Source organism: Burkholderia sp. AU33423, assembly GCF_002223135.1.
In the GTDB taxonomy this organism is placed as follows: domain Bacteria; phylum Pseudomonadota; class Gammaproteobacteria; order Burkholderiales; family Burkholderiaceae; genus Burkholderia; species Burkholderia lata_D.
Genome location: NZ_NKFH01000007.1, coordinates 343691 through 357728, shown reverse-complemented (window position 1 = coordinate 357728; position 14038 = coordinate 343691). Strand labels below are relative to the sequence as shown.

The window sequence follows — 14038 nt, the reverse complement described above, 5'->3', positions numbered from 1 at the left end:
ACCGCATTCTGCGATCGTCACGGAGTTCAGTAAAATGAATTTAATATCGTGATTGATTCAAATCTCTGATGAAAATCGATACGCTCGGTGTCCAGGCCTTCGTCGCAATCGCCGACGGCGGCAGCTTCCGGCAGGCAGCCGACTCGCTGCACGTCACGCAGACGGCCATCACGCAGCGGCTGCGCAAGCTCGAAAGCTTCCTCGGCGTCGCGCTCGTCGAGCGCACCACGCGCCGCACCACACTCACCGAAATCGGCCGGCGTTTCCTGCCGCAAGCGCGCCGGCTGCTGAACGAACTGTCCGATGCACTCACCGAAATCCGCGAAACCGGCCTGAGCCAGCGCGGCGACGTCACGATCGCGTGCGTGCCGACGGTCGGCGTGCAATACCTGCCGCGCATCCTGCGCGCCTTCTCCGCGCACCGGCCGCACGATCGCGTGAAGATCCTCGATCATGCGTCGGCGTCCGTGCTGCAGGCCGTGCTGCATCGCGAGGCCGAGTTCGGCATCGGCATCGCGGGCGACCAGCATCCGGAGCTGGTCAACGTGCCGCTGACGAGCGATCCGTACGTGCTGGTGTGCCGCGACGATCATCCGCTTGCGAAGCGGCGGCGCATTCGCTGGGCGGCGCTGCAGCCGCATCCGCTGATCTTCGCCGGTGAAGTGAGCGGCAATCGCGGGCTGCTCGACGGCGCGCTGAAGACGAGCGGCGTGTCGCTGCATTCGTTCTACGAGGTCCAGCGCAGCTCGACGGCGCTCGGGCTCGTCGCGGAAGGGCTCGGCGCGGCCGTGGTGCCGAAGCTCGCGATCCAGAAGAACGCGTATCCGATGATCCGCACGATCGAGCTCGTCGAGCCGGCGGTGTCGCGCACGCTCGTGCTCGTCACGCGCAAGCGCGCGCAACTGTCGCCGGCCGCCCGTGCGTTGTACGACATGATCGTCGAACAGGCGACACCCTGACGATAGTGTCAGGGGTGCGTCACGAAGCAGCGCCTTCGGGGTAGTATCGCCACACGCGGTCGCGACGACCGGTGCCTACCCGGCGCCGCGCACGTCATGCCACCGCTGCAACGGCCGTTCCTCACCACCCCTGCACGGAGCACTGCATGGCCTATCGCAACTACCACAAGCGCAAGATTGCAGACCGGGAACTCCATCCGGAAACCCAGATGATGTCGTACGGCTACGATCCGTTCCTGTCGGAAGGATCGGTGAAGCCGCCCGTGTTCCTCACCTCGACGTTCGCGTTCCGCACGGCCGAGGACGGCGCCGAATTCTTCGACGTCGTGGCCGGGCGCAAGCCTTCACCCGAAGGCGAAGGCGCGGGCCTCGTCTACAGCCGCTTCAATCACCCGAACCTGGAGATCGTCGAGGATCGCCTCGCACTGCTCGACGATTCCGAAGCCGCCGTCGTGACGTCGAGCGGCATGTCGGCGATCGCCGCGATCCTGCTGACCTTCCTGCGGCCGGGCGACTGCGTCGTCCAGTCCGTGCCGCTTTACGGCGGTACCGAAACGCTGATCTCGAAGTTCCTGCCCGAGTGGGGCATTCGCTCCGAAGTGATCGCCGACGGGCTGTCCACCCACGCGATCCGCGCCGCGCTCGAAGCGGCCGCGCAAAAGGGCAACGTGCGGATGTGCTACATCGAGACGCCCGCCAACCCGACCAACGCGCTGTTCGACCTCGACGGGCTGCGCAGCGAGATCGACGCGTTCGAAGCGCGCCACGGCTATCGCCCGCTGTCGGTCTGCGACAACACGCTGCTCGGGCCGCTGTACCAGAAGCCGTCGCGGCAGGGCATCGACCTGAGCGTGTACTCGTTGACGAAATACATCGGCGGGCATAGCGACCTCGTCGCCGGCGGCGTCACGGGCGCTCGCGCGCTGATCACGAAGATTCGCTCGGTCCGCAGCACGCTCGGCTCGCAGCTCGACCCGCATTCGTCGTGGATGATCACGCGCTCGATGGAAACGCTCGTGCTGCGCATGCAGCAGGCGGCCCGCAGCGGCAGCGCCGTCGCCCGCTGGCTCGCCGGCAATCCGCATCGGCCGGTGCGCGTGCTGCACCCCGAGCTCATCGACGATCCGGCCTATCAGGCCGTCTATCAGCGTCAGTGCACCGGGCCCGGCTCGACGTTCGCGTTCATCCTCGACGGCGGCCGCGAGCAGGCATTCAGGTTCATCAACCACCTGACGCTCTTCAAGTCCGCGGTCAGCCTCGGCGGCACGGAGTCGCTGATCTGCCATCCGGCGTCGACCACGCATTCGGGCGTGCCGGCCGACGCGCGGGCGGCGGCGGGGGTGTCGGAAGGGTTGATTCGCGTGTCGGTCGGGCTCGAACATCCGGACGACCTGATCGCCGACCTGTCGTACGCGCTGGAACATTGCTGACCCGCGTGGCATGCGCCCCGTGGCGGTTCGCACGGGGCGAAGCCGGCGGGCGCGGGGCAGGTATTCAGCGACGCCGCCCGCGCCCGGTTGCCGGCATTCGCGCTACACCAGCGTGCTTGCCGCGCGACGCGAGCCGCCCGCCGCGGTTCAAAGCACCTTCACCATGAACACGCGCGACGTCCCTTCCGGCTCGCACGGCACTTCGCCGAACGCTTCGTAGCCCTGTTTCCGGTAGAAATCCGGTGCCTGGAACGAGATCGTGTAGAGCACCGCGCGCGCACAGCCGCGTCGTTTCGCTTCCGCCTCGGCCTCGCGCAGCAACCGGCTGCCGAACCCGCCGCCACGCAGCGATTCGGGCAGGTAGAACAGATCGATGAAGAAGAGGCCGAGCGACGTGCGCCCCGTGAGGCCGCCCAGGATCTCGCCGGTCGCGGGATCGGTGACGTACACGTCGAGCGTGGCCGCGTCGGCGCGCCCGGTCATCGCGTGATTGAATTCGCCGAGTTTGCGGCTGATGAGATCGTGTGCGGCCGGCTGCTCGGTGTCGGTGAGGCGGATGGAAACGTCGGGTTGCGTGGTCATGGGGCGGGTTCGGACGAAGAGAGATACCGCCGGGCATGCAACACCCCAGGCGGGAATCGTACGACTATAGCGCGCCGGCGGGCATGCCGTGCTGGATCACCCGCCGCCTTCGTTACCCGTCGTCACGCACCACGTGGCCGGCCGCGTTCATGCCCGTGCCCGATGCCCGCCCTCACGCCACCGCGAACGCCGCCTTCATGTCGGCGATGCGGCGCCGCTCGCGCGCGATCATCATCCGGTTCACGACGATCACGCCGATCGTCACCGCCGTGATGAACAGCGTCGCCAGGGCGTTCATCTCCGGGTTCAGTCCCAGCCGCACGCGCGAGAACCGTTCTTCATCGCGAGATCGATCGTGCGCTTCACAAAATCCATGGCTGCGTCCTCGTTGAAACGGAATGGCGGGAACGTGCGCCGGCCGGCGGCCAACGCGCGTCGGGCGGAAACCTGCGCGGCACCGCTTCCACGGCGCCGCGCCGGCGTCAGAACGGCTTGGTCGGCAGGTACTTGCCGTCGAGCGTGATCACCGCGCGCGAACCGCCTTCGGGATCGTCGACCTTCTTCACGTCCAGCCGGAAATTGATCGCGCTGATGATGCCGTCGCCGAACTTCTCGTGGACGAGCGCCTTCAGCGTCGTGCCGTACACCTGCAGCATTTCGTAGAACCGGTAAATGGTCGGGTCGGTCGGCACGCGATCATCGATGCTGCCGCGCAGCGGGATCATCTGCAGCAGCAACACCGCGTCGTCGTCGAGGCCGAGCTTGTCGGCAACGCTGCGCGCTGCTTCCGCCGGCAGCGCATGCTGGCCGAGCAGCGCGGCGGTCACGAACGCTTCGCTCAGGCCCGTGCCGTCGGTGAGCTGCACGAACGACAGGTTCTTGCGCGCCTTCGCGAGCACGATAGTCTCCGCCAATGCGTGGCGGGCGGTCTGGCTGTGCTGGGACTGGATCATGGCAATTCCTCGTGGTGGGATAGGAGCGATTCAGGCCGCAACGGGGAGCGTCGCGGGCGTGGCGCGGACCTCGGGATGGTCCGCCAGGGAAACGAACCGGCCGGTCGCGCCGTCGTAGGCGTCGATGCAGCCCGATTCGATGTCGTAGACCCAGCCGTGCAGCGCGAGACGCCCTTCTTCGAGCGCAAGCCGCACGGCGGGGTGCGTCTTCAGGTTCGCCAGTTGCGCGACGACGTTCTCGCGCACCATCGAGTCGATCCGCTCGCGGTCGCTGCGATGCGTGCGCGCTTCGTTCACGACGCGCGCCGAATCGGCGTAGCGCAGCCAGTGGCCGACGGCCGGCATGGCGTCCATGCACTGGCAGGTGGCAATCGCGGTCATCGCGCCGCAATCGGAATGGCCGCAGATCACGACGTCGGTCACGCGCAGCGCGGCCACCGCGTATTCGACCGATGCCGACACGCCGCCCGGCTCGGGGCCGTACGACGGCACGATGTTGCCGGCATTGCGGATCACGAACAGGTCGCCCGGTTCGCGCTGCGTGACGAGTTCGGGCACGAGCCGGCTGTCCGAGCACGAGATGAACAGCGCCCGCGGGTTCTGGCTGCGCGCGAGATCGCGGAACAGCGCGGCGCGTTCCGGATAGGCGTCGCGCTGGAACTTCAGGAAGCCTTCGATGATGTCCTTCATCGTGCGTTCTCCGGTGCAGGTGGAATCGATGAAGGGCAGGTTACGCCGGACTTCCAATAACGTAAAAGACTGATTTATGATCTTCCCGATAAGCAGGACTTATAGGAACCGCCATGCTGCTGCGCCACATCCACTACTTCCTCGCCGTCGCCGAGCACCGCAGCTTCACGCGCGCGGCCGCCGCGCTGCATGTGTCGCAGCCCGCGCTGTCCCAGCAGATCCGCCAGCTCGAGGAGACGCTCGGCGCGCAATTGTTCGACCGCACCGGGCGCGTGACGCGGCTGACCGATGCCGGCGACGTGTATTTCCGCTATGCGCGGCAGGCGCTGCACGATCTCGCGGAGGGCCGGCGCGCGATTCACGACGTTCAGGATCTGAGCCGCGGCTCGCTGCGGATCGCGGTCACGCCAACCTTCACGAGCTATCTCGTCGGGCCGCTCGTCGAGGCGTTTCACGGCCGCTATCCGGACGTGTCGCTGTCGGTGCACGAGATGTCGCAGGAGCGCATCGAGGCGCTGCTCGTCGATGACGAGCTCGATGTCGGCATCGCGTTCAAGGACGTGCAGGCGGCGGATATCGAAGCGCAAACGCTGCTGGTCGAAACGCTCGCGCTCGTCGTGAACCGCGAGCATGCGCTCGCCGGCAAACGCAAGGCCGGCCTGCGCGCGCTGCACGATGCGCCGCTCGTGCTGCTCACCGCCGAGTTCGCGACACGCGTGCAGATCGACCGCTATTTCCGCGAGCACGACGTGCGGCCGCGCGTGTTGATGGAAGCAAATTCACTGGGGGCGGTAATCGAGATCGTGCGCCGCACGAACCTGGCGACGCTGCTGCCGGCGACGATCGCGACCGGGCACGACGATCTCGCTGCCGTCGCGCTCGATCCGGCCGTCCTGCGGCGCACGGCCGTGCTGCTGCAGCGCAAGGGGGCGTACCGGAGCGCAGCTGCGCGCGCGTTCGTCGAACTGGCGTTGGCGCAGCAGGCGGGGAAAGGGGAAAAAGGAAAGTGAACCGCGCCCGGCACGTCTCGAGACGTGCCGGGTCATGAAGGCCGGCTTTGCCCCGGACCGGGGCAAGCCATCGCGTCAGTTGTACCCGAGAATCGCCACCGCCGCGACGTCTGGTCGATCGATCGTATTCCCGACGAGCGACGTCATCGGCTCCTGCAGCACGGCTTGATACGACGTCACGCGCGGCTCGTCCGACGCACCCGGCTCATCCATCGCCGGCTCATCGAACGCGGCATCGAAACCGCTGAAGAACGCCGGTTGCTTCTGCGAAAAAGTCATCTCCATTCCTTTCATTGATTGTGTTTTCGATGTTCTAACCCACCTGCTTCAACGCCGCCGCATGCATCGGCGCGCCGTCGTGCGCGGCCTCCGATCGCGCCAGCTGCGCGCGCGTGCGCCGCGTGATGTGAATCACCGCGAACACGACCGGCGCGATCAGCAGGCCTTCCGCCAGCTCGGGATCGACCGGCAGGTTCATCACATGCAGCGCCTTGAACGCCGCCGTCGCGAGCGACAGCACGTAGTACGAAATGGCGGCCACCGACAGCCCTTCGACCGCGTGCTGCAAGTGAAGCTGATTGCGCGCGGTGCGCTCCATGCCCGCCAGCAGGCGCGTCACGTCCTTTTCCTGGGCGAGATTCACGCGCGTGCGCAGCAGGTCGACCGCCCGCGCGATCCGCGCGGCGATCTGCTCGTGGCGCGCCCATACGCTGCGGCAGGTTTCCATCGCCGGCGCGAAGCGGCGCTCCATGAATTCGGCGATCGTCGGCATGCCTTCGATGCGCTCCTCGCGCAGCTCGTGGATGCGCGCCAGCACGAGCTTTTCGTATGCCCGCGATGCGCTGAAACGTGCGCCCGATCCCGACAGCGATTCGACCCGCACCGCGAGATGCGTGAGCTTGACGAGCAGCGCCGTGTCGTCGCCGTCCGCGCCGCTCGCGTCCATCCGCTGCATCAATGCGTGCAGCGCCGCGTGGATCTCGTCGAGTTCGCGGCTCATCCGGCGCGCGACGGGCAGCGCGAGCAGCGCCATCATCCGGTACGTTTCGATTTCATACAGGCGCTGCAGCAGCCGGCCGCCCTGCTCCTCGCGGAAATCCTCGTCGACCACGAGAAAGCGCATGAAGCCGTCGTCGCGCACGTGCCAGTCGCAGAACACCTTGCCGCCGCCGAGCACGTTGCTGCCGACGAGCGCGGGCCCGTCGATCCAGCGGCGCAGGTCGCCGCACACGAGCCGCGCGGCGTCGCCCGACAGCAGCTCCATGCGCACCGCGACGAAGCGGATGCCGGCGAGCCGCGCAAACCACGCGGCCGGAATGCCTTCGATTGCGAGATCGTCGAAATAGCCGGTGTCGCGACGCGGCGCGACGAACGTGAAGGTCGAGAATTCGGTGTGGCGTTCCCACTTCAGGTGCCAGCCGCTCGGCGACTGCACCGCGTAGTGTGTCGCGCCTTCGTGCGGCGCGGCGATGCCGGTCTCGCGGCACAGCGCGTGCAGCAGCGTTTCGTGGATGTCGGGCTGGCCGTCCGCGTAGATTGCGTAATGCGTGAGCGAGACGGCTTCGGCGAGCCGCAGGAACGGCCGGGCATGCAATTCCGCGGCCAGTGCGGCGCGCAACGGATGGTCCATCATCGAGACACCACGCTTTCCTGTTCAGTGCTGCACGCCGGCTCGGCCGGCCCGAACGCCGCGCCACCCTCGGGTGAAACATCAGCGTGATCGCACTATGGCAGACACATAGCAACAATAAAAACGCATAATGCTGATCGTTACGTTCAGTTTTTTTGATACCCATGAAGATGCTCGATCACGACGTGCTGGCCACCGTCGTCGCCGTCGCGGAAACCGGCAACATGACCCGCGCCGCCGAGGCCGTGAACCGCTCGCAGTCGGCCGTGAGCATGCAGATCAAGAGCCTGGAGGACGCGATCGGGCGGCCGCTGTTCGTGCGCAAGCCGCGCAGCATCGTGCTGACGCGCGAAGGCGAGGTGCTGCTGGGATTCGCCAGACGAATGCTGGCGCTGCGCGACGAGGCGTGGGCAGCCGTGGTGCGGCCGGAAGTGACCGGCAAGGTCGTGATCGGCGTGCCGGACGACTATGCGTCGTCGCTGCTGCCGTCGGTCCTGAAGAAATTCTCGGCGACCTACCCGAAGGTCGAGATCCAGGTGATGGGGCTGCCGAGCAGCGCGCTCGCGCCGCTGATCAAGGACGGCACCGTCGATCTCGTGTGCGGCACGCGCATCAAGGGGCTGTCCGGCGACTTCATCCGCCACGAGCCGATGGCGTGGGCCGCGATGACGAACGGGCCGCGCGTGTGGGAAGAGCGGCCGCTGCCGATCGCGGTGTTCATGCCGGGCAGCGTCGCGCGCGAGAACGCGATCCGCAGCCTGGAGCGCGCCAAGGTGCCGTACCGCACCTCCTATGAAAGCCCGAGCCTGCTCGGGCTCCTCAGCATGGTCGAAGCCGGCCTGGCCGTCGCGCCGCTCGCGCGCTGCGCGATTCCCGCGCAGCTGTCGATGCTCGGCCGCTCGCACGGGCTGCCCGACCTGCCGCCGCTTGAGCTGATCCTCGCGCGCAGCACGAAATCGAAACGGCCGCCGTGCGACTTTCTCGCGGAACAGCTGATGGAAGACCTGCAGCGGCAGACCGGGCAGACCGGCGACGCGTGATCAGCGCGTCGCGCCGAACCCGGCCGCGCCCAGCGCCGCGTTGACGGTCGCGGCGACCGTATCGACGAGCGCCTCGAGCGTATCGCCGCGCACCTGCCGGTGTTCCGGCGCGACGTGCTCCTTGCGTTGCCAGCCCCACTGCGCGCCCGACGCGACCGAAAGCGCCGCGCCGAACGTGTTGCCGTGGCGGAGGCCGAAGGTGCTCACGCGCCGCTCCGCCACATAGTCCTGTTCGGGCAAACGGAGCCGGATCTCGACGGCGACCTGGTCGCGATCGTTGACACGCGCGGCCGGGCTGACCGTCGACGCGAACATCTTGCCGATCCGCCAGGTCACGCAGGTTTCCCACGCGGCGAGCGGCCCGCCGGCTGCGTCGACCCCTTCGGTGTCGACCGACCACTGATGCCGGTCGGGTACGACGATCGCCTGATGCAGCAGCACTTCGGCCACGCGCACCGTCGTCACGAGCTGACGCGCGAGCTGCTGGCCCGACGGCAGCGATGCCGTCCTTACGCGGCGGCTTTCCGGCCGCGCGACAGGTACTGCTTCCATGAGGTCCATGACCCCTCCGTATTCAGGATCGGCGCCGCGCACGCGGTGCCGCGCGCCGGTCCGCCGTCTGTCGACGGACAGCACGGCGACCGGCAATCGGGCGGCGGATCAGACAAGCCATTCAGGAGCGAGCAATAACCGTTCCTCGCTTCACCGCGCCTTCGGCCCGATGCGCAACCGTCGCGCAACCGGCCCGATCACCGCATCGGCCTGCTGCGCGATCAGCATGTGCAGCGTGAAATCCAGGTCTTCCGGCGCGATGTCGAAGTGCACGTGAACCACGTCGCGCACGGCGCGCGCGCTGACGACGTACACGCCGAGCGGGGAATGCAGCAGCGCCGCGAGGCGGGCGTGCGCGTGTTCGCCGGAGTCGGCCGTCAGCGTGACGGGCAACTGCAGGCGCGGGCGCGGCGGCGGAAAAGGAATGACGTTGTTGCGTGCGCCGGCGTGCAACTGGCGGCCGGCGGCATTGAAGGCGGGAACGGGATGAATGAAGGTCATGGAGCGGACGGAAGCCGTCTCGGCTGTTCGACACATCCCCAGCTTAGAAGAGACGACATAAACGTCGTGCAAAAAAACGCACCGCCGATGCAAAAAACGGCATCGGGGACACAACACGCCAGCGGCCGGCGGCTGGCCGTGCGGCCGTCATGCGCGCGAGGGGGTCGCGCGTCACGGCGCGCGTCGACCTCGCCCGCGCCGCGTTCGCCCGTCAGTTCGTCCCGTTACGCGGCGAAGGCCTCGAGCGACGCGCGCCGCCGCTCGTCGACCATCGATTCGATCAGCGATACCAGATCGTCGGTCAGCGGATCGCAGATGCCCGGCGAGCGATGCAGTTCGAGGTCGGCCGCCGGCAGCGACGGAAAGCCGTCCGACTCGTCGAGCACGCGCCAGTTCTCGGGCAGCGTGCAGCGATCGATCATCGTCACGGCCGCGCCGTGGTTCACCGCGATCTTGATGCCGGTCGGGCTCTGGCTCGTGTAGACGACATGAAACGACCGGTCGGCCGTCGCGAGCGCCTGCAGCCCGCGCTGCCGGTAGCAGCACGTTTCCGGGAACAGCGCGAGCGGCACCGACGCATGGCGGTCGAGCGCGAAATCGCGGTGCGCGGCCCACACGACGTCGTGCCGGCCGAGCACCCGCCCGCCCGCGCCGGGCCCGTGACGCACGACGAGCGCCACGTCGAGCTCGCCGGCCTGCAGCCGTTCGAGCAATTCGAGCGACATCCGGCAATGCACGTGCAGGCGCGCGCCCGGCCGCATCGCATAGAACGACTTCAGCAGGTCGGGCAGCCACAGCTCCGCATAGTCCTCGGGCAGCCCGAAGCGCACGACGCCGCGGTCGCTGCTCGCCTGCTTCAGCGCGAGGATCGCATCGTTCTGCACCTGGATGATCCGGCGCGCATGGATCAGGAAATTCTCGCCGTCGCGCGACAGCTCGAGCCGCCTGCTGTTGCGCATGAACAGGTGCGTGTCGAGCCGCTCCTCGAGCGTGCGGATGCGCAGGCTGATCGTCGATTGCGTGCGATGCAGTTGCCGGGCCGCCGCGGTGAAGCCACCGCTTTCGACGACCGCGACGAATGCCCGGATCAGTTCCGGATCGAGCGAACTGAGCTTCGACCAATCGGGCTTTTGAATGGCAGCCATCGAAATTACTCGCTTTCGAAAAAAGAAGGGAAGACGAAAGATAGGGCTCGGAGTACGCCGATTGTTGTCGGATGCGCTCGGCCCTCCAACCCCTGCCCGGGTATGACAAACCCGGAGCCGGTACGCGAATGCCCACCCGCCGATCCCGCCCCGCCCGCCGTTACGACCACGGCCGAGGCCCGCCCGGCGGGCATTCGCGTGCCGGATTCAGGGCTTTCCCGGAGACGACGAAAACTCATGGCCCGATCAGAAAACATCGATTCACCGGCCGCATCCCGGCCCACCACAATCGCCTCACACCCACCTCATCGACGAGACACCGCAATGACCGCATCCCAACCCAGGCAGCTTTACATCGGCGAAGGCTTCGAAGGCCCCGGCGTCAACCTTGCGCACATCAACGTGCTGGTCGGCCCGCGCAACGGCCCGGCGGGCCACGCGTTCGCCACCGCACTCGCGACGCCGTCGGCCGGCCATGCGCCGTTCGTCGTGATCGCGCAGCCGGGCGTGCCGACCAAGCCGCTCACGCTGTACGTGAACAAGGCGCAGATCGCCGGCGATTTCCACGGCAATGCCACGTGGGGCGCATCGCAGGCCGGCATCGCGAAGGCCGTGGCCGAAGCGCTCGAGAACGGCACGCTGCCGCCCGAAGCGGAGAACGACTGGGTCGTCGTGTCGGCGAACTGGGTGAACCCGCAGACCGACGATCTCGACGCCGTGTTCGAGAACAACTACCGCGCGTGCCGCAACGCGATCGTCGCCGCGATGGAAGGGCTGCCGCATCGCGACGCGGTGTTCGCCGCCGCGCGCGACGTGTCGAACCCGTTCTACACCCCGAAGAAAAACTGACGACGACAAGCGGCCGACACAAGGCCCGCACCTGGAGGAAACATGGAATACGTCCGCCTCGGCCAGTCCGGCCTGAAGGTGTCCCGCCTGTGTCTCGGCACGATGAACATGGGCACCCCCGAATGGAAGCCCTGGATCTTCGACGAAGCGCAGAGCGAGCCGATCGTGCGCCGCGCGCTCGACGCCGGCGTCAACTTCATCGATCTCGCGGATTTCTATTCGACGGGCGTCGGCGAGGAAGTGGTGGGCCGCATCCTGAAGCGCAACGCGCGCCGTGAGGAGCTCGTCGTGACGACCAAGGTCGGCTACGACATGGGCAGCTATCCGAACGCGGGCGGCCATTCGCGCAAGCACGTGCTCGACGGCATCGACGGATCGCTGAAGCGCCTCGGGATGGATTACGTCGACATCTTCATGCTGCATTTCTTCGACGTGAACACGCCCGTCGAGGAAACGATGAGCACGCTGCACGACATCGTGCGCGCCGGCAAGGCGCGCTATATCGGCGTGTCGACGATGTACACGTGGCAGTTCGCGAAGATCATGCAGGCCTGCGAACGAAACGGCTGGGACAAGCCGATCAACATGCAGCTGCAGCTGAACCTCGCGTATCGCGAGGAAGAGCGCGAGATGGTGCCGTACTGCATCGACCAGGGCGTCGGCGTATCGGTGTTCAGCCCGCTGGCGCGCGGCCTGCTCACCTGCGAGCCGCAATCGACGCGCAACCAGACCGACTTCTTCACCGCGCAGATGTACGGCGATGCGTCATCGCTCGCGATCGCCGCATCCGTCGCGAGGGTCGCGAAGCGCCGCGGCGTGCCACCCGCGCAGATCGCGCAGGCATGGGTGCTGAGCCGCCCCGGCATCGCGAGCATGCTGGTCGGCGCGGATTCCGTCGCGCAGTTCGACAGCGCGCTCGGCGCGCTCGAAACGCAGCTCACCGACGAAGAGCTGCACGAGCTGGAACGCAACTACACGCCGTGCGACCTGATCAACGACTACACGGCCGGCAAGCGCATCGCGCGCGAATCGCGTCCGGCGCAGGGCAGTTTCGTGACGGAATGAAGGACCGAGGCTCCGAGGCACTGAAGGAACGACACACAATGAATGAATTTCTGAGGACCGGCCATTTCATCGGCGGTGAATGGCACGAATCGCATGGCGCGAGCGATGCAACCTATCCGGTGCTGAACCCGGCAACCGGCGAGACGATCGCGAAGGTCGCGAAAGGCGGCGCCGACGACACGCAACGCGCGATCGATGCGGCAGCACACGCGTTTCCGGCATGGCGCGCCCTGACCGCGAAGGAACGCGGCGCCCGCGTGAAGCGCTGGGGCGAGCTGATGCTCGAGCATCGCGACGCGCTCGCCGAACTGCTGACCCGCGAGCAAGGCAAGCCGCTCGCCGAAGCGCGTGGCGAAGTCGCGTATGCGGCGAGCTTTCTCGAATGGTTCGCGGAAGAAGCGAAGCGCATGTACGGCGACGTGATCCCGAGCCCGAAGCCGAACTCGCAGATCGTCGTCACGCGCGAGCCGGTCGGCGTCGTCGCGGCGATCACCCCGTGGAACTTCCCGCTGGCGATGATCACGCGCAAGGCCGGCCCCGCGCTCGCGGCCGGCTGCACGATGGTGCTGAAGCCGTCCGAGGAAACGCCGCTGTCCGCGTTCGCGCTCGCGGTGCTCGCCGAGCGCGCGGGCGTGCCGGCCGGCGTGTTCAACGTGGTGTCGGGCGACGCGGTCGCGATCGGCGAGACGCTGACGAGTTCGTCCGTCGTGCGCAAGCTGTCGTTCACGGGTTCGACGCGGGTCGGCAAGCTGCTCGCGAACCAGTCGGCCGACACGCTGAAGAAGCTGTCGCTCGAACTCGGCGGCAACGCGCCGTTCATCGTGTTCGACGATGCCGATCTCGATGCGGCGGTCGAAGGCGCGATCGCGTCGAAGTTCCGCAACACGGGCCAGACCTGCGTATGCGTGAACCGCTTTCTCGTGCAGGACGGCGTGTACGACGCGTTCACGCGCAAGCTCGCGGATGCCGTGCGCAAGCTGCGTGTCGGCAACGCGCTCACGGGTGAAGTCGACCAGGGGCCGCTGATCAACGAAGCGGCGCTCGGCAAGGTCGAGCGGCATGTGGCCGACGCCACCGCGAAGGGCGCGCACGCGCTCACCGGCGGCAAGCGTCACGCGCTCGGCGGCACGTTCTACGAGCCGACCGTGCTGACCGGCATGACGGCCGACATGCTGATCGCCGAAGAGGAAACCTTCGGCCCCGTCGCCGGCTGCTTCCGCTTCGCGACCGAGGAAGAGGCCGTGGCCGCGGCCAACGACACGCCGTTCGGGCTGTCCGCGTACTTCTACACGCGCGACCTCGGCCGTGCGTGGCGCGTGTCGGGTGCGCTGGAGAGCGGCATGGTCGGCGTCAACGACGGGATCATCTCGACCGAAGTCGCGCCGTTCGGCGGCGTCAAGCAATCGGGGCTCGGCCGCGAAGGCTCGAAGTACGGCCTCGACGAATACGTGGAACTCAAGTACACGCTGATGGCCGGCCTCGGCCGCTGACCCCCGGCCGCTCCCCGCGGTCGACCCGCGCCGCGCGCCGTCCGGCCGCGCGGCGCCCTGCACGGCATGCGCGGCGGCGTCCCGCCTGCGCGCGCCGTTGCGCGCCCGATAACAATCCAGGAGGCAGCTTGACTCAAGCCAA

The 14038-nt window shown here is 67.5% G+C and carries 15 protein-coding genes and 1 pseudogene; 7 read left to right on the top strand and 9 right to left on the bottom strand.

All coding sequences use genetic code 11. The features are described 5' to 3' along the window. Nucleotides 1-68: 68 nt before the first annotated feature. A complete protein-coding gene (locus CFB50_RS20085; RefSeq protein ID WP_089446970.1) occupies nucleotides 69-959 on the top strand; it encodes a LysR family transcriptional regulator in 891 nt (296 codons plus the stop codon). 146 nt (nucleotides 960-1105) lie between these two features. Beyond that, nucleotides 1106-2389: a cystathionine gamma-synthase family protein gene (locus CFB50_RS20080; protein WP_069250633.1), complete on the top strand. Its 1284-nt coding sequence runs from the start codon at nucleotides 1106-1108 to the stop codon at nucleotides 2387-2389. Between the two features lie 147 nt (nucleotides 2390-2536). Here the strand turns inward: CFB50_RS20080 and CFB50_RS20075 are convergent, their stop codons facing one another. The 4 genes and pseudogenes from CFB50_RS20075 to CFB50_RS20060 all read right to left on the bottom strand — a co-directional run bounded on the left by CFB50_RS20075 (nucleotide 2537) and on the right by CFB50_RS20060 (nucleotide 4614). Next, the gene (locus CFB50_RS20075) at nucleotides 2537-2971 is read right to left on the bottom strand and encodes a GNAT family N-acetyltransferase (protein WP_089446969.1); all 435 of its coding nucleotides are present in this window, start codon (nucleotides 2969-2971) and stop codon (nucleotides 2537-2539) included. Nucleotides 2972-3143: 172 nt separating this feature from the next. Continuing rightward, nucleotides 3144-3302, bottom strand: a pseudogene (locus tag CFB50_RS20070) (putrescine ABC transporter permease PotI); the annotation flags it as partial. Between the two features lie 151 nt (nucleotides 3303-3453). Next, nucleotides 3454-3924 carry a cyanase gene (cynS, locus tag CFB50_RS20065; protein WP_089446968.1) on the bottom strand — a complete coding sequence of 157 codons (471 nt, stop codon included), beginning with the start codon at nucleotides 3922-3924 and terminating at the stop codon, nucleotides 3454-3456. A gap of 30 nt (nucleotides 3925-3954) precedes the next feature. Next, nucleotides 3955-4614 (bottom strand): carbonic anhydrase, encoded by a 660-nt coding sequence (locus CFB50_RS20060; RefSeq protein ID WP_089446967.1) that lies wholly within the window; start codon nucleotides 4612-4614, stop codon nucleotides 3955-3957. A 113-nt stretch (nucleotides 4615-4727) separates the two neighbouring features. Here CFB50_RS20060 and cynR point away from each other — a divergent pair, with 113 nt between their 5' ends. After that, nucleotides 4728-5624, top strand: a complete 897-nt coding sequence (gene cynR, locus CFB50_RS20055; protein WP_089446966.1) for a transcriptional regulator CynR — start codon at nucleotides 4728-4730, stop codon at nucleotides 5622-5624. Nucleotides 5625-5699: 75 nt separating this feature from the next. On the opposite strand, the gene CFB50_RS20050 is transcribed toward cynR, so the two are convergent. Both CFB50_RS20050 and CFB50_RS20045 read right to left on the bottom strand, forming a co-directional pair. Then, nucleotides 5700-5903 (bottom strand): hypothetical protein, encoded by a 204-nt coding sequence (locus CFB50_RS20050; RefSeq protein ID WP_069252835.1) that lies wholly within the window; start codon nucleotides 5901-5903, stop codon nucleotides 5700-5702. A gap of 34 nt (nucleotides 5904-5937) precedes the next feature. Further along, the gene (locus tag CFB50_RS20045) at nucleotides 5938-7257 is read right to left on the bottom strand and encodes a DUF3422 family protein (RefSeq protein ID WP_089446965.1); all 1320 of its coding nucleotides are present in this window, start codon (nucleotides 7255-7257) and stop codon (nucleotides 5938-5940) included. Between the two features lie 161 nt (nucleotides 7258-7418). On the opposite strand from CFB50_RS20045, the gene CFB50_RS20040 reads away from it, so the two are divergent. Beyond that, nucleotides 7419-8294, top strand: coding sequence for a LysR family transcriptional regulator (locus CFB50_RS20040; RefSeq protein ID WP_011356411.1), 876 nt, complete (start codon nucleotides 7419-7421; stop codon nucleotides 8292-8294). Here the strand turns inward: CFB50_RS20040 and CFB50_RS20035 are convergent, their stop codons facing one another. The 3 genes from CFB50_RS20035 to CFB50_RS20025 all read right to left on the bottom strand — a co-directional run bounded on the left by CFB50_RS20035 (nucleotide 8295) and on the right by CFB50_RS20025 (nucleotide 10492). Next, on the bottom strand, nucleotides 8295-8855 hold the full coding sequence (locus tag CFB50_RS20035; protein ID WP_069250626.1) for a hypothetical protein: 561 nt from the start codon (nucleotides 8853-8855) through the stop codon (nucleotides 8295-8297). 141 nt (nucleotides 8856-8996) lie between these two features. Continuing rightward, nucleotides 8997-9347 (bottom strand): hypothetical protein, encoded by a 351-nt coding sequence (locus tag CFB50_RS20030; protein WP_089446964.1) that lies wholly within the window; start codon nucleotides 9345-9347, stop codon nucleotides 8997-8999. Between the two features lie 224 nt (nucleotides 9348-9571). Continuing rightward, nucleotides 9572-10492 carry a LysR family transcriptional regulator gene (locus CFB50_RS20025; protein WP_039369879.1) on the bottom strand — a complete coding sequence of 307 codons (921 nt, stop codon included), beginning with the start codon at nucleotides 10490-10492 and terminating at the stop codon, nucleotides 9572-9574. Between the two features lie 324 nt (nucleotides 10493-10816). On the opposite strand from CFB50_RS20025, the gene fae reads away from it, so the two are divergent. From fae to CFB50_RS20010, 3 genes are read left to right on the top strand one after another with little or no spacing between them, the layout of a single operon-like run. Continuing rightward, the gene (gene fae / locus CFB50_RS20020) at nucleotides 10817-11341 is read left to right on the top strand and encodes a formaldehyde-activating enzyme (protein WP_069250624.1); all 525 of its coding nucleotides are present in this window, start codon (nucleotides 10817-10819) and stop codon (nucleotides 11339-11341) included. A gap of 42 nt (nucleotides 11342-11383) precedes the next feature. Next, nucleotides 11384-12406, top strand: coding sequence for an aldo/keto reductase (locus CFB50_RS20015; protein ID WP_089446963.1), 1023 nt, complete (start codon nucleotides 11384-11386; stop codon nucleotides 12404-12406). Nucleotides 12407-12444: 38 nt separating this feature from the next. Then, nucleotides 12445-13896, top strand: coding sequence for an NAD-dependent succinate-semialdehyde dehydrogenase (locus CFB50_RS20010; RefSeq protein ID WP_089446962.1), 1452 nt, complete (start codon nucleotides 12445-12447; stop codon nucleotides 13894-13896). Nucleotides 13897-14038 lie beyond the last annotated feature (142 nt).

Excerpts from the sequence above, each read along its gene's own strand:
- CFB50_RS20085 (WP_089446970.1), top strand. The coding sequence starts at position 69 with ATGAAAATCGATACGCTCGGTGTCCAGGCCTTCGTCGCAATCGCCGAC.
- CFB50_RS20080 (WP_069250633.1), top strand. The coding sequence starts at position 1,106 with ATGGCCTATCGCAACTACCACAAGCGCAAGATTGCAGACCGGGAACTC.
- CFB50_RS20075 (WP_089446969.1), bottom strand. The coding sequence starts at position 2,971 with ATGACCACGCAACCCGACGTTTCCATCCGCCTCACCGACACCGAGCAG.
- cynS (WP_089446968.1), bottom strand. The coding sequence starts at position 3,924 with ATGATCCAGTCCCAGCACAGCCAGACCGCCCGCCACGCATTGGCGGAG.
- CFB50_RS20060 (WP_089446967.1), bottom strand. The coding sequence starts at position 4,614 with ATGAAGGACATCATCGAAGGCTTCCTGAAGTTCCAGCGCGACGCCTAT.
- cynR (WP_089446966.1), top strand. The coding sequence starts at position 4,728 with ATGCTGCTGCGCCACATCCACTACTTCCTCGCCGTCGCCGAGCACCGC.
- CFB50_RS20050 (WP_069252835.1), bottom strand. The coding sequence starts at position 5,903 with ATGACTTTTTCGCAGAAGCAACCGGCGTTCTTCAGCGGTTTCGATGCC.
- CFB50_RS20045 (WP_089446965.1), bottom strand. The coding sequence starts at position 7,257 with ATGATGGACCATCCGTTGCGCGCCGCACTGGCCGCGGAATTGCATGCC.
- CFB50_RS20040 (WP_011356411.1), top strand. The coding sequence starts at position 7,419 with ATGAAGATGCTCGATCACGACGTGCTGGCCACCGTCGTCGCCGTCGCG.
- CFB50_RS20035 (WP_069250626.1), bottom strand. The coding sequence starts at position 8,855 with ATGGACCTCATGGAAGCAGTACCTGTCGCGCGGCCGGAAAGCCGCCGC.
- CFB50_RS20030 (WP_089446964.1), bottom strand. The coding sequence starts at position 9,347 with ATGACCTTCATTCATCCCGTTCCCGCCTTCAATGCCGCCGGCCGCCAG.
- CFB50_RS20025 (WP_039369879.1), bottom strand. The coding sequence starts at position 10,492 with ATGGCTGCCATTCAAAAGCCCGATTGGTCGAAGCTCAGTTCGCTCGAT.
- fae (WP_069250624.1), top strand. The coding sequence starts at position 10,817 with ATGACCGCATCCCAACCCAGGCAGCTTTACATCGGCGAAGGCTTCGAA.
- CFB50_RS20015 (WP_089446963.1), top strand. The coding sequence starts at position 11,384 with ATGGAATACGTCCGCCTCGGCCAGTCCGGCCTGAAGGTGTCCCGCCTG.
- CFB50_RS20010 (WP_089446962.1), top strand. The coding sequence starts at position 12,445 with ATGAATGAATTTCTGAGGACCGGCCATTTCATCGGCGGTGAATGGCAC.